The organism is Streptomyces sp. NPDC023838, assembly GCF_040639555.1.
Classification (GTDB): domain Bacteria; phylum Actinomycetota; class Actinomycetes; order Streptomycetales; family Streptomycetaceae; genus Streptomyces.
Genome location: NZ_JBFAAD010000002.1, coordinates 1 through 14,070 on the forward strand (window position 1 = coordinate 1; position 14,070 = coordinate 14,070).

Sequence of the window (14,070 nt, forward strand, 5' to 3'; positions counted from 1 at the left end):
GCTCGCGGCTCGCGGCTCGCGGCTCGCGGCTCGCGGCTCGCGGCTCGCGGCTCGCGGCTCGCGGCTCGCGGCTCGCGGCTCGCGCCCATTGTGGCTGTATCGCACTTCAAACCGCGGAACAACCCTTCTGGGGACGTTGTCTGACCGGGCTACAGGTTACCGGCCGGGGGGTGGCAGGGGTTCGGTCCCGGCGCGGGAGGGTGAAGTTCGCTTCGGTGCGGGTACGCCCCGGCGTGACGGTGCACATGTATGCGCCATGTGGACGTTCCCCCGAGCCCGCCGCACCCTGCGGGTGCTGATCCCCGCCGCGCCCCTCGCGCTCACCGTCGGCGTCCTGCCCGCGTACGGCGCCGCGCCCCCGGCCCCCGCCCCGTTGACGTGCGCGACGGCCAGTGGCCCGTATCAGCGTGAGGTCGAAGAGCTGATGGAGCTGGAGGTGGACGGTGTGCAGTCGCCCGCCGACTGCCAGGCGATCCAGCGGTACCAGGAGAGCCACCTCGTCGTCCCGGCCGACGGCTCCGCCGGAGCGATCACGTACACGGCCCTCTACTGGGAGTGGGCGCAGAACTACCCGGAGCAACTGCGTGGCTGCCCCGAGCGCGAGGGCCGGGTGGCCTGCGTCGATCTGAGTCACCAGATCATGTGGGTCGCCGCGGACGGCAAAGTGGTCTTCACGCCTGTCGCCATCAGGTCCGGCCGGGCGGCGCTCCCCACCCGTACCGGCTGGTTCCGCGTCGAGGAGCGCAGGCGTGACGACTGGTCGACGCTCTACAACTCGCCGATGACGTTCAGCCAGTACTTCAGCGGAGGCCAGGCCATCCACGGCGTCTACAACAACCTCTACGAAGGCCCCGGCTCGCACGGCTGCGTCAACCTGCGCCACGAGGACGCCAAGCACCTGTGGACCGCTCTGCGGCAGGGCGACGCGGTGTACGTGTGGGGGAAGAAGCCGGGCACGTGACCTTCGGCGGCACCCCTTGAACGGGCGAACAGGCGTCGGGTTAGCATATGAGCGCCGCCTAGCTCGAAAGATAAACTCGTGACTGTCAATGACGACTCGTTCACCAATTGGAAGAACCGCGAGGAGATCGCGGAGTCGATGATCCCGATCATCGGGAAGCTGCACCGGGAGCGGGACGTCACCGTCCTCCTCCACAGCCGCTCCCTGGTGAACAAGTCGGTGGTCAGCATCCTCAAGACCCACCGATTCGCCCGGCAGATCGCCGGTGAGGAACTCTCGGTCACCGACACCCTTCCGTTCCTGCAGGCTCTCACCACCCTCGATCTCGGCCCCTCGCAGATCGACATCGGCATGCTCGCCGCGATGTACCAGGCCGACGACCGCGGTCTGTCCGTGGCGGAGTTCACCGCCGGGGCCGTCATCGGCGCCACGGGTGCCAACAAGATCGAGCGCGGCGAGGGCCGCGACGTCGTCCTCTACGGGTTCGGCCGCATCGGCCGTCTCGTCGCGCGCCTGCTCATCGAGAAGGCCGGCTCCGGCAACGGCCTGCGGCTGCGTGCCATCGTCGTCCGCCAGGGCGGTGACCAGGACATCGTCAAGCGCGCCTCGCTGCTGCGCCGCGACTCCATCCACGGCCAGTTCCAGGGCACGATCACCGTCGACGAGGCGACCAACACGATCGTCGCCAACGGCAACGAGATCAAGGTGATCTACGCCAACGACCCGTCCGAGGTCGACTACACGGCGTACGGCATCAACGACGCCATCCTCATCGACAACACCGGCAAGTGGCGCGACCGCGAGGGCCTCTCCAAGCACCTGCGCCCCGGTATCGACAAGGTCGTCCTGACCGCGCCCGGCAAGGGCGACGTGCCCAACATCGTGCACGGCGTCAACCACGACACGATCAAGCCCGACGAGCAGATCCTGTCCTGCGCGTCCTGCACCACCAACGCGATCGTCCCGCCGCTGAAGGCGATGGCGGACGAGTACGGCGTGCTGCGCGGCCACGTGGAGACCGTCCACTCGTTCACCAACGACCAGAACCTGCTGGACAACTACCACAAGGCGGACCGCCGCGGCCGTTCGGCGCCGCTGAACATGGTCATCACCGAGACCGGTGCCGCCTCCGCCGTCGCCAAGGCGCTGCCCGACCTCAAGGCGCCGATCACCGGCAGCTCGATCCGCGTCCCCGTCCCGGACGTCTCGATCGCGATCCTCAGCCTGCGCCTCGGCCGCGAGACCACCCGCGAGGAGGTCCTGGAGTACCTGCGCGAGGTCTCGCTGACCTCGCCGCTCAAGCGCCAGATCGACTTCACCACGGCGCCGGACGCGGTCTCGATGGACTTCATCGGCTCGCGCCACGCCTCGATCGTCGACGCGGGCGCCACCAAGGTCGACGGCGACAACGCGATCCTCTACCTCTGGTACGACAACGAGTTCGGCTACTCGTGCCAGGTCATCCGCGTGGTCCAGCACGTCTCGGGCGTGGAGTACCCCACGTACCCGGTGCCGGTGATCTGAGAGTCGTGACCCTCGTGGCCCGAGCCACGGAAAGAGGCGCCTGACCGGGCGAAAGCCCAGGTCAGGCGCCTCTTCTCATACCGTGACGATCAGACGAGGTCGAACCGGTCCAGATTCATGACCTTCTCCCACGCCGCGACGAAGTCCTTCACGAACTTCTCCTTCGCGTCGTCGCTCGCGTACACCTCCGCCAGCGCGCGCAGCTCCGAGTTCGATCCGAAGACCAGGTCGGCACGGGTGCCGGTCCACTTGAGCGCGCCCGAGGCGTCGCGGCCCTCGAACTCGTCCTGCGCCGAGGAGGTCGACTTCCACGTCGTGCCCATGTCGAGCAGGTTGACGAAGAAGTCGTTCGACAGCGTGCCCGGCCTGTCGGTGAGGACGCCGTGCCGGGACTGCGCGTGGTTGGCGCCCAGCACGCGCAGGCCGCCGACGAGGACCGTCATCTCGGGCGCGCTGAGGTTCAGCAGGTTCGCCTTGTCGAGCAGCAGGTACTCGGCCGGCAGGCGGTTGCCCTTGCCGACGTAGTTGCGGAAGCCGTCGGCTGCGGGCTCCAGCGCGTCGAAGGACTCGACGTCCGTCTGCTCCTGCGAGGCGTCGACGCGGCCCGGCGTGAACGGCACCTCGACCTCGACACCGCCGTCCTTGGCGGCCTTCTCGACGGCCGCGGAGCCCGCGAGCACGATCAGGTCGGCCAGCGAGACCTTCTTGGCGCCGGAGCCGGAGTTGAAGGACGTCTGGATGCCCTCCAGCGTACGGAGCACCTGCGCGAGCTCGTCCGGGTCGTTGACCTCCCAGTTGCGCTGCGGCTCCAGGCGGATGCGGCCGCCGTTGGCGCCGCCGCGCTTGTCGCTGCCGCGGAAGGAGGAGGCGGCGGCCCAGGCCGTGGAGACCAGCTGGGCGACGGTGAGGCCCGAGCCGAGGATCTGCTCCTTGAGGGAGGCGATGTCCGAGGCGTCGACCGGCTCGCCCTCGGGCTCCGGCAGCGGGTCCTGCCACAGCAGCACCTCGGAGGGGACCTCCGGGCCCAGGTAGCGTGCGACCGGGCCCATGTCACGGTGCGTCAGCTTGTACCAGGCGCGGGCGAAGGCGTCCGCCAGCTGGTCGGGGTTCTCGTAGAAGCGCCGCGAGATCGGCTCGTAGACCGGGTCGTAGCGCAGCGACAGGTCGGTGGTGAGCATCATCGGGAGGCGCTTCTTCGACGGGTCGTGCGCGTCGGGGATGATCGCCTCGGCGTTCTTCGCCACCCACTGCTTGGCGCCGGCCGGGCTCTCGGTGAGCTCGTACTCGTACTCGAAGAGGTGCTTGAAGAAGTCGTGGCCCCAGCGCGCGGGGGTGGTGGTCCAGGTGACCTCCAGACCGCTGGTGATCGCGTCGCCGCCCGCGCCGGTGCCGTGGGAGCTCTTCCAGCCCAGGCCCTGCTGCTCCATCGGAGCCGCCTCGGGGTCGTCGCCGACGGCGTCCGACGGGCCCGCGCCGTGGGTCTTGCCGAAGGTGTGGCCGCCCGCGATCAGCGCGACCGTCTCCTCGTCGTTCATCGCCATCCGGCGGAACGTCTCACGGATGTCGCGGGCCGCGGCGAGCGGGTCCGGGTTGCCGTTGGGGCCCTCCGGGTTGACGTAGATCAGGCCCATCTGGACCGCGCCCAGCGGGTTCTCCAGCTCCCGGTCGCCGGTGTAGCGCTGGTCGTCGAGCCAGGTGGTCTCGGGACCCCAGTAGACGTCCTCGTCGGGCTCCCACACGTCGGCGCGGCCGCCGCCGAAGCCGAAGGTCTTGAAGCCCATCGTCTCCAGGGCGACGTTGCCGGTGAGGACGATCAGGTCGGCCCAGGACAGGCTCTGGCCGTACTTCTTCTTGACCGGCCACAGCAGTCGGCGGGCCTTGTCGAGGCTGACGTTGTCCGGCCAGCTGTTGAGGGGGGCGAAGCGCTGCTGACCGGCCCCGGCGCCGCCCCGGCCGTCGCTGATGCGGTACGTGCCGGCGCTGTGCCACGCCATACGGATCATGAGCGGGCCGTAGTTGCCGAAGTCGGCGGGCCACCAGTCCTGCGAGGTCGTCAGCACCTCGGCGATGTCCCGCTTGACGGCCGGCAGGTCGAGCGACTCGAACGCCTCGGCGTAGTCGAACTCCTCGCCGAGCGGATTGGCCACGGCCGGGTTCTTGGCGAGGATCTTCAGGTTGAGCCGCTCCGGCCACCACTGACGGTTTCCGCCGCCCTGCGTCGGGTGCGGGGCACGATCGTGCGCGACCGGGCAGCCGCCGCTCACGTCCTCCGGTTTCGGGTCCGTGACGATCGCGTCGTGGTTCTCAGACATCGGAATCCTTCCTGGGTGGATCACACTGCTCAGGGGACTACGGGTGGTCGAACGGTTCGATGCGGGGATGGTGCGGCGGACGGTCCCGTCGCGGTCCATGTGACGGTGGACGGCCGGTCCGGAGCGGATCCCGGAGGGGCGGACGGAGTGCGCGGGCCGCACGGCGCGATCGCGGTGGCCGCGTCATGGGCTCAGTCTCCTGCCGTACCGGATGCCGTACCGGACTGTTCCGTCCCTTTGCCGTCCTCGTAACCGATCCTACGATGGACGGAGTCCAGGTCAAGAAGCTCACCGGATTGGTTCCGGGTCGGAAGCTGTACGGCCGCGCCGAACGGGGGTATACCCCTACTGTCCACTCGACTCCCGACCGAGCCGGAATGGAAGGACCACTATGAGTGACCTGCTGGAGCGGCTCCGCGGGCGTGGCTGGCGGGTGACCTCGCAGCGGCGTGTCGTGGCGGAGGTCCTCGACGGCGACCACGTGCACCTCACGGCCGACGAGGTGCACGCCCGCGCGGCGCGGCGGCTGCCGGAGATCTCCCGGGCGACCGTCTACAACACGCTGGGCGAGATGGTCTCCCTCGGGGAGGTCATGGAGGTCTCCACCGACGGCCGGGCCAAGCGCTACGACCCCAACGCGCACCGCCCCCACCAGCACCTGGTCTGCTCCGGCTGCGGCACCATCCGCGACGTCCACACGACGGGCGACCTGCTGTCCCACCTCCCGGAGGGGGAGCGGTTCGGGTTCACGGTGTCGACGGCGGAGGTCACGTACCGGGGGGTGTGCCCGGCGTGCGCCTAGACGTTCGCCTCCGAGCCGGACAGGTCGCGGAGTGCGGCGAAACACGGAGGTGGCGCCGCTTCCCTCGGCAGGTCGACGGAGGATACTGGTCGGGCCCTGATCACCGATCACCGATCACCTACAGAACGAATCCATGGCCAAGAACAGCACCTCCTCGACCACCGTTCCCGACACCGCGTGGCTGGGGCGTGGGCGCCACCTCGGGCCCGAGCCCGAGCAGGACGTCCGGCGCAACCTGATCGCTCTCAAGGCGGCCGGGGTGCTCGACGACTTCCTGGACCTCGACCCCGTCGAGGCGGCGCGCTCCACCGTCCTGCACCCGCGCGACGAGTCCGCCGACCCGGGCCCCTCCGCCCGCCGCCTCTTCGAGGCCCGCTGGCGGGTGGCCGACGACATCACGGTGCGGGCGCAGCTGACCACGTACGACCCCGAAGGCCGGCGCAAGGAAGGCGACGGCGTCACCTGGGTGCTGGCCGCGGAGGCGGAGCGGGCGTGGGACCCGCACTGGCCCTCGCCGGCGACCATGTTCTGGCCCGACAGCGACCGGATCGCCTGGGACCACGACACGGTCGCGGACGTACGGCTGCGGGCGACGAACCACCTGCCCAAGGACGACGACGAGCTGCGCCACCGGCTGCGGGACTGCACCCGGCAGAGCTGGTTCATCCACGTCGTGGTGCACGAGGCGATGACGCCGGACGCGGCGGGGCAGCGGCCGGTCTCGGCGTTCCTGCCGCCGAGCCTGCGCCACCGGGTGGTCGAGCACCGGGGCACCCCGGAACAGGCGCAGATCGCCGACTTCGCGATGAAGCGGGAGCTGGGGGTGCGGATGCCGCGCGGCGGCGCCGTCGTCCTGCCCACGGCGCCGCAGGGCCCGGAGTACGACGCGGAGCGCTTCACGGTGCGCAGTGTGTTCCTGGACGGTTCGGAACCCACCGAACTCCTCGACAGGATCAAGGAGTTCGCCGCCCTGCCACGGCCGCTGCCGGCCGACGCCGAGCGTGCCCTGACGCGCCTGCGCCAGGGCTGGCACCTGCTCACCCCGGACGAGGAGCTGGTCCACGCCCAGTCCATGGTCGCCAAGTACGCCGAGGCGCTCGACGCCATGACGAACTCCCGTGACCTGTACCGGGAGGCCGCCGAGGCGGCGCAGGCCGCACTGGCCGAGGCGACCGGCGGCGACGGCGTGCCCCGGCCGCGCACCCCGGGGTCGGCCAAGGCGGACGCCTCACCGCTGAGCGCCCTCACGAAGGCGTTCGGCCGCTTCCGGGACCCGGGCAAGTAGGGGCGCGACCGGTAGACCTTGGGTACGTCGAGGACGGGCTGAGGGCGCCTTCTCCCGGGCGCCCCTTCTCCCGGACCTCAGGGAGTGCGCTGTCGTGCCAACTCCTGGGCGCAGAGGGAAAAGTCGGTCGGGCGGGGCGGTCGTAGCTTCGAGGGGTGCCGGGCCGCGGGGACGCGGTCGGCGCCATACCGACTGTTCCGGAAGGACCCCTCATGTTCGACATCAACCAGGTGCAGGCCGCCCCCAGCGCCGATCTGCTCACGCCCGACAACGCGGTCATGCTCTTCGTGGACCACCAGCCGCAGATGTTCTTCGGTACCGGGAGCGGCGACCGGGCCGCGATCATCAACAGCACCGTGGGCCTCGCCAAGGCGGCCCGTGCGTTCGGTGTGCCGGCCGTTCTCACCACCGTTGCCGCCGAGTCGTTCTCCGGGCCGCTGCTTCCCCAGCTCGCCGAGGTGTTCCCGGGGCAGGAGGCCATCGACCGTACGAGCATGAATGCCTGGGAGGACGAGGCCCTGGTGGCGGCGGTCAAGGCGACCGGGCGCAAGAAGATCATCCTGGCGGGGCTGTGGACCGAGGTCTGCCTGGTGCTGCCCGCGCTCTCCGCGCTGGAGCAGGGCTACGAGGTGTACGTGGTCTCGGACGCCTCCGGCGGCGTCAGCCCGGCCGCTCACGAGCACGCGCTGCAGCGGATGATCGCGGCCGGCGCGGTGCCGGTGACCTGGGTGCAGGTGCTCCTCGAGCTGCAGCGCGACTGGGCGCGCCAGGAGACGTACGGCGCGGTCATGGAGATCGTCAAGGCCCACGCGGGCGCGTACGGCCTCGGTGTCGTGTACGCGCAGAGCGTGCTCGGCGCGCACGCGGCGGGCTGACCTCCTTGGACACCGGCATTCTGATCCTGCGTCTGCTGGCGGGCCTGCTCGTCGCGGGCCACGGGGTGCAGAAGATCAGCTCGCATCTGGGGGGCAGGGGCCTTGAGGGCGGTACGGAGGAGTTCCGCGCCGACGGTTTCCGCGGGGGCGCCCTCACCGCCCTGGCGGCGGGCGGTGGCCAGATCGGATCCGGTCTGCTGCTCGCCGCCGGCCTCCTGACCCCGCTCGCGGCGACCGGGGTCATGGGAGTGATGACGGTCGCGCTCACCGTGAAGTGGCCCAACCACCTCTGGGTGCAGAACGACGGATACGAGTATCCGCTCGTCCTCATCGGCACCGCCGCCGCCCTCGCCGCCACCGGACCGGGTGACTGGTCCCTCGACGCCGCCCTCGGCCTCACGCCCTACCCCCTGTGGTGGGCGGCCCTCGCACTCGTCGCCGGTGTCGGCAGCGGGCTGCTGACCCGGCTGGTACTGCACCGGTCCGCCCCGCCGGCACCGCGCGTCGCCGCCCACGACGGGCGCTGAGCGCGAGCTCCCCGGACCGGGTCCGGCCGCCCCGGGTCCCCCCGCCCGGGCGGCCGGGCCCTCCCACTCGTACGACCTGGAGTACCCCATGGAAACCGTCATCGACGCATCCGACACCCCGCCCGCCCCCGGCGGTGGGCAGCCCCTGCTGCATCAGAAGGGCGCGGAAACCCAGGCGTTCGGCACGCTCAAGCAGTTGCCGATCGGCCTCGGGCACAACACCCGCATGTACGCCTGCCAGCGGCTCAACCGCGTACTCGCCGACACCCAGATCCTGTACTCCCTCTACAAGAAGCACCACTGGCTCATGCGTGGGGCGACGTTCTACTCGCTCCACCTCATGCTGGACAAGCACGCGGAAGCCCAACTGGCCATCGTGGACGCGCTGGCCGAGCGCGTCCAGAGCCTCGGCGGCGTCGCGGTCGGCGACCCGCGCCACGTCGCGGAGCTGACCGCCATACCCCGGCCGCCCGACGGCGTGGAGCAGGTGCCCGTCATGCTGTCGCGCCTGCTCGACGCGCACGAGCGGATCCTGATCGACGCACGCGAAGCCGCCGCCCGCATCTCGGCCGAGGGCGACGAGGGCAGCACCGACCTGCTCGTCTCCGACGTCATCCGCACCGGCGAGGCACAGGTGTGGTTCCTGGCCGAGCACCTCGTGGACACGCCTCTGGTGCGCGGACCTCGGTCTGGGGAGCGGGGGACTGCCGGCCGGTGACCGGCCCCCGGCCGACGGGACTCGCCGGAGAAGTCCCGCTGGAGCGCCTGTGGCACGCCGCCCCCTCGTCTCCCACGGTCAGCGAGGTCTGACCGCGGCCGCCGGAGGCGTACGGCCTCTGAGCCGCCGCCCCACCCCCTCACCCCGTACACCCTTCCAAGGAGCATCCCTCATGCCTTACCGGCCGACCCTCGAACCCGCCGCCCAGGCGTTCGCCGACGCCACCGCCCAGCCGCCGTTCCTCTATCAGATTCCCGTCGCGGACGGCCGCAAGGCCGTGGACGACGTCCAGAGCGGTGACGGCGTCGCCCTCCCGGCCGTCGACGAGGAATGGGTCACCGTCCATGGCGGGCCGACCGGCGACGTCCGCGCCCGGATCGTCCGCCCGCGCGGCGCCACCGGAGCCCTCCCCGTCATCCTCTACATCCACGGCGCGGGCTGGGTGTTCGGCAACGCCCACACCCACGACCGGCTCGTGCGCGAGCTCGCGGTCGGAACCGGGGCGGCCGTCGTCTTCCCCGAGTACGACCTCTCGCCCGAGGCCCGCTATCCCGTCGCCATCGAGCAGAACTACACCGTGGCGCAGTGGATCGCCCGCGAGGGACACCACAAGGAGCTCGACGGCACTCGGATCGCCGTCGCGGGGGACTCGGTCGGCGGCAACATGACCGCCGCCCTGACCCTCCTGGCCAAGCAGCGCGGCGACGTCCGCCTCACCCACCAGGTCCTCTTCTACCCGGTCACCGACGCGAGCTTCGACACCGACTCCTACCGGCAGTTCGCCGAGGGGTACTTCCTGCGCCGCGACGGCATGAAGTGGTTCTGGGACCAGTACACGACCGCCGAGGCCGACCGCGCCCAGATCACCGCCTCGCCGCTGCGGGCCACGACCGAGCAACTGACCGGTCTGCCGCCCGCGTTGGTCATCACCGCCGAGGCCGACGTCCTGCGCGACGAGGGCGAGGCGTACGCGGCGAAGCTGCGCGCGGCCGGAGTCCCCGTCACCGCCCTGCGCGTGCAGGGGACCATCCACGACTTCGTCATGCTGAACGCGCTGCGCGAGACGCGGGCCGCCGAACTCGCCATCGGCGTCGCCACCGCCGCCCTGCGCAAGGCTCTGTCGTGACCGGGCCGTCGAGCGGCGTGCCGACGAACCTGCCGACGAAGAACCTGCCGGCGACGAGTATGCCGGTGGCGGGCCTCGTTCCCGCCGCGCGACCGGAACAGACCCACGCCGACCTCCTCGTCCGCAACGCGAAGGTGTTCACCGGCGACCCCGGCCGCCCGGAGGCCCGCGCCGTGGCGATCCGCGACGGCCGGGTCGCGGCCCTCGGCGACGACCACGACCTCGCCCACCTGGTCGGCCCGGGAACCAGGGTCGTCGACGCGCTCGGCCGCCGGGTGATCCCCGGCCTCAACGACTCGCACCTGCACGTCATCAGGGGCGGCCTGAACTACGTCCTGGAGCTGCGCTGGGACGGGGTGCGCAGCCTCCGCCAGGCGCTGGCCATGCTGCGCGAGCAGGCAGGACGTACCCCCAAGGGGCAGTGGATCCGGGTCGTCGGCGGCTGGACCGCCGAGCAGTTCGCCGAACGCAGGATGCCGACCGTCGCCGAGCTGAACGCCGCCGCCCCCGACACACCGGTGTTCGTCCTGCACCTGTACCAGTCGGCCCTCATGAACCGGGCCGCGGTGCTGGCCGCCGGATTCACCCGTGGCACCCCCGACCCGCGTGGCGGGCAGATCGTACGGGGACGGGACGGCGAACCCAACGGGGTCCTCCTCGCCGCGCCGAGCGCCCTCATCCTGTACTCGACGCTGGCCAAGGCACCGACCCTGGACGAGGCCGACAAGCGGACGTCCACACGGCACTTCCTGCGGGAGCTGAACCGGTTCGGGCTCACCTCCGCGGTCGACGCCGCCGGCGGGTTCCAGAACTTCCCCGACAACTACGCCACGGTCGTCGACCTCGCCAGGTCGGGCGAGCTGTCCCTGCGGATCGCCTATCACCTCTTCCCGCAGACGGCCGGACAGGAGCTCGCCGACCTGAAGCGCTGGACCGAGATGGTCAGGCCGGAGGAAGGGGACGAGTGGCTCCGGCTGAACGGCGCGGGCGAGAACCTGACGTGGGCCGCGGCCGACTTCGAGAACTTCTCCGAACCCCGGCCCGAACTCGCCGAGGGGTACGAGGCCGAGTTCGAGCGGGCCGTCCGGCTCCTGATGGAGAACGGCTGGGGCTTCCGGCTCCACGCCACGTACGACGAGACGATCCGCCGCGATCTGGCCGTCTTCGAGAAGCTCGCCGCCGAAGGGCTCTTCCCCGGCGACAGCCGCTGGCTCTTCGATCACGCGGAGACCGTCTCGGCCGACAGCCTCGACCGGATCGCGGCCCTCGGCGGCTCCCTTTCCATCCAGAACCGCATGTCCTTCCAGGGCACCGCCTTCCGCGACCGCTACGGCGCCGAGGCGGCCGCGCACACCCCGCCGGTCCGGGCGATGCTCGACCGGGGCCTGACTGTCGCCGCCGGAACCGACGCCACCCGCGTCTCCTCCTACAACCCGTGGGTCGCCCTGCACTGGCTGGTGACCGGACGCACCGTCGGCGGTACGGCGCTCTACCCGGCCCACAACCTGATCAGCAGGGAGACCGCGCTCGGCCTCTACACCCAAGGCGGCGCGCGGCTCACCGGTGAACAGGACGTCAAGGGGCAGCTGAGGGAAGGCTGTTACGGCGACCTGGCCATCCTGTCGGACGACTACCTCACCGTGCCCGAGGCCGCCATCCCGGACATCGAATCCGTGCTGACCGTCGTCGGCGGCCGGATCGTCTACGCGAGCGCGGAGTACGAGGGCCTCGACGAGGCCCTCCCGCCGGTCAGCCCCGTGTGGAGCCCGGTGGCGCACTTCGGCGGCTACCAGGACGGCGGCTACCAGGGCGGTGCCCGCCAGGCGTCGCTGGTGGCCGAGGCGGTCGCCGAGTCCGAGCAGCACCGCCGGTGGCGCGTCGCGCGCGGCGCCGCTTCCGACGCGCCCGTGCCGTTCTACGACCCCTGCTTCGATCACTGAACGAGGAACCATCAGATGAGTACAGCCTCTGTCGGCGCCGACGACGCGCCGGGCGACGAGCCGGACACCCAGCCCCCGTCGGGGCGTCGCTTCGAACCGGATCTGCGGTCGATGACCCGGATCAACCTGCGCCCCATCGCCTCACCCATGCCGCTGGGTTTCTTCACGGTGGCGATCGCCTCCGCGATGACGGGGTGTCTGCAGCTCGGGATCTTCGAACCCGAGGCCCGAAGGGCGGTCGCCCTGTGCGTGCTGCCCGCCTTCGCCCTGCAGTTCCTGGTGAGCATCCTGGCGTTCGGGGCCCGGGACGTGATCGCGGCGACGCTCATGGGCACGTTCGCCGGTAGCTGGCTGGCGTACGCGCTCGTCATGGTCAGCGGCGCGCCCGAGGGCCTGCGCGTGCTGGGCGTCTTCAACCTGGCGTTCCTCTGCTTCGGGGCGCTGATGACCGCCGTGACCGGGCCCAAGCGCGCACTGTGGTGCGTCCTGGTGGCCTCCCTGCCGCGCTGGGCGGCCACCGGCCTCGCCGGGCTGACCGGCGCCGAATGGCTCACTCGCACCTCCGGGGCCCTCGGCCTCCTGGTGGCGCTCGTCGCGATGTACGCGGCGTTCGCCCTGATGCTGGAGGACATGCGCAGTGAGGAGGTCCTGCCCATCGGCCGCAGCGGTCCCGCACACGCCGCCGTCGAGGGCGACCTGGCGCTCCAGCTGCGCAACCTGGAACGCCACGCGGGCGTGCGCCGCACGCTTTGAACAAACGCCGACCGCCCGACAACGACCGCAGGAGCACCCATGGAACCGCAGGTGGTGGACCGCCCCGAGAAGTCCCGGTACGAGATCCTCGCCGGGGACGACGGCAGCGAGAGCGCCGACCGCGCCGAGACCGCCGGCTTCGCCGAGTACGTCCTCTCGGAGGGCGAGATCGCCTTCACCCACACGGAGACCGATCCCCGGTTCGCGGGCCGGGGGCTGGGCGGGCGGCTCGCCCGGGGCGCTCTCGACGACGCCCGGGCGCGCGGGCTGCGGGTCCTGCCGTACTGCCCCTTCATCCGGGGGTGGATCGGCAAACACCACGAGTACACCGACCTCGTACCAGAGGCGCGCCGCGCACAGTTCGGCCTCTGACACACCCCCGACCGACCACGTACACACCCCAGGAGTTCACCCATGTCCCGACCCGTCAGCCCCACCGTCGTGCTGGTCCACGGCGCCTTCGCCGACGCCTCCAGCTTCGCCCGCGTCATCCCCGAACTGACCGCCGCCGGGCTGGAGGTGGTGGCTCCGGCGGTGCCCAACCGCAGCCTGGTCGACGACGCGGCGTACATCGCCTCGGTGGTGCGCGCCATACCCGGCCCCGTGATCCTGGTGGGGCACTCCTATGGCGGCGCCGTCATCACCGTCGCCGGTACCGAGGACAACGTCCAGGCGCTGGTCTACCTGGCGGGATACGCGCTGGAGGAGGGCGAGAGCCTGGGCGAGCTCCAGGGGCGTTTCCCCGACTCCGCACTCGCCGACGCCCTCGTCTACACCCCGTTCCCGGTGCCGGGCTCCCTGGAGAACAGCACCGCCGAAACCGGCACCGACGTCTCGGTGGACGTCGACAGGTTCCCCGCCATCTTCGCCGCCGACGTCGACCCCGGGCTCGCCGCGGTGCTCGCCGTCTCCCAGCGCCCACTGGCCGCACGAGCCTTCGCGGAGGCCGCCCCGGCCGCGGCCTGGAAGAGCAAGCCCTCGTGGGGGCTGATCGCCACCTCCGACCGGACCATCAACCCCGAGGTGGAGCGTTACGGCTACGAGCGCGCCGGTATGACCACCGTCGAGGTCGACTCCTCGCACCTGGTCATGCTCGCCCACCCCAAGCGCGTGGCCGAGCTGATCCAGGACGCGGTCCGGGCCACCGCCCACTGACCGCGTCCGGTCCGTTTCCCGTGACGAGCCCGCCCCACGTCGGTGGGCTCGAACGATTGGGCGATGATGTTCGAGCGCTGATAGCTTCTGCT

At 71.2% G+C, this 14,070-nt stretch carries 13 protein-coding genes; 12 read left to right on the forward strand and 1 reads right to left on the reverse strand.

Translation table 11 applies throughout. The features are described 5' to 3' along the window. Positions 1 to 256: 256 nt before the first annotated feature. Positions 257 to 961 (forward strand): L,D-transpeptidase, encoded by a 705-nt coding sequence (locus AB0G17_RS02245; protein WP_361374597.1) that lies wholly within the window; start codon positions 257 to 259, stop codon positions 959 to 961. A gap of 78 nt (positions 962 to 1,039) precedes the next feature. Beyond that, positions 1,040 to 2,485: a glyceraldehyde-3-phosphate dehydrogenase gene (locus AB0G17_RS02250; RefSeq protein WP_361374599.1), complete on the forward strand. Its 1,446-nt coding sequence runs from the start codon at positions 1,040 to 1,042 to the stop codon at positions 2,483 to 2,485. Positions 2,486 to 2,574: 89 nt separating this feature from the next. Here AB0G17_RS02250 and katG read toward each other — a convergent pair whose 3' ends face one another. Next, a complete protein-coding gene (gene katG, locus AB0G17_RS02255; protein WP_361374601.1) occupies positions 2,575 to 4,797 on the reverse strand; it encodes a catalase/peroxidase HPI in 2,223 nt (740 codons plus the stop codon). Positions 4,798 to 5,188: 391 nt separating this feature from the next. On the opposite strand from katG, the gene AB0G17_RS02260 reads away from it, so the two are divergent. The 10 genes from AB0G17_RS02260 (at position 5,189) to AB0G17_RS02305 (ending at position 13,978) form a co-directional block, all read left to right on the forward strand. Next, positions 5,189 to 5,599: a transcriptional repressor gene (locus AB0G17_RS02260; protein ID WP_361374603.1), complete on the forward strand. Its 411-nt coding sequence runs from the start codon at positions 5,189 to 5,191 to the stop codon at positions 5,597 to 5,599. Between the two features lie 133 nt (positions 5,600 to 5,732). Continuing rightward, complete coding sequence (locus tag AB0G17_RS02265; protein WP_361374605.1) at positions 5,733 to 6,884, forward strand: hypothetical protein; 1,152 nt, start codon at positions 5,733 to 5,735, stop codon at positions 6,882 to 6,884. 212 nt (positions 6,885 to 7,096) lie between these two features. Continuing rightward, complete coding sequence (locus AB0G17_RS02270; RefSeq protein WP_361374607.1) at positions 7,097 to 7,759, forward strand: hydrolase; 663 nt, start codon at positions 7,097 to 7,099, stop codon at positions 7,757 to 7,759. Between the two features lie 5 nt (positions 7,760 to 7,764). Continuing rightward, on the forward strand, positions 7,765 to 8,286 hold the full coding sequence (locus tag AB0G17_RS02275; RefSeq protein WP_361374609.1) for a DoxX family protein: 522 nt from the start codon (positions 7,765 to 7,767) through the stop codon (positions 8,284 to 8,286). An 88-nt stretch (positions 8,287 to 8,374) separates the two neighbouring features. Further along, on the forward strand, positions 8,375 to 9,004 hold the full coding sequence (locus tag AB0G17_RS02280) for a DNA starvation/stationary phase protection protein (RefSeq protein WP_361374611.1): 630 nt from the start codon (positions 8,375 to 8,377) through the stop codon (positions 9,002 to 9,004). A 172-nt stretch (positions 9,005 to 9,176) separates the two neighbouring features. Further along, complete coding sequence (locus AB0G17_RS02285) at positions 9,177 to 10,130, forward strand: alpha/beta hydrolase (protein WP_361374613.1); 954 nt, start codon at positions 9,177 to 9,179, stop codon at positions 10,128 to 10,130. 59 nt (positions 10,131 to 10,189) lie between these two features. Beyond that, positions 10,190 to 12,070 (forward strand): amidohydrolase, encoded by a 1,881-nt coding sequence (locus AB0G17_RS02290; protein WP_361375303.1) that lies wholly within the window; start codon positions 10,190 to 10,192, stop codon positions 12,068 to 12,070. A 15-nt stretch (positions 12,071 to 12,085) separates the two neighbouring features. Next, positions 12,086 to 12,823 carry a GPR1/FUN34/YaaH family transporter gene (locus AB0G17_RS02295; RefSeq protein ID WP_361374615.1) on the forward strand — a complete coding sequence of 246 codons (738 nt, stop codon included), beginning with the start codon at positions 12,086 to 12,088 and terminating at the stop codon, positions 12,821 to 12,823. Positions 12,824 to 12,862: 39 nt separating this feature from the next. Beyond that, positions 12,863 to 13,195: a GNAT family N-acetyltransferase gene (locus tag AB0G17_RS02300; protein ID WP_361374617.1), complete on the forward strand. Its 333-nt coding sequence runs from the start codon at positions 12,863 to 12,865 to the stop codon at positions 13,193 to 13,195. 42 nt (positions 13,196 to 13,237) lie between these two features. Continuing rightward, positions 13,238 to 13,978, forward strand: coding sequence for an alpha/beta hydrolase (locus tag AB0G17_RS02305; RefSeq protein ID WP_361374619.1), 741 nt, complete (start codon positions 13,238 to 13,240; stop codon positions 13,976 to 13,978). Positions 13,979 to 14,070: the final 92 nt, after the last annotated feature.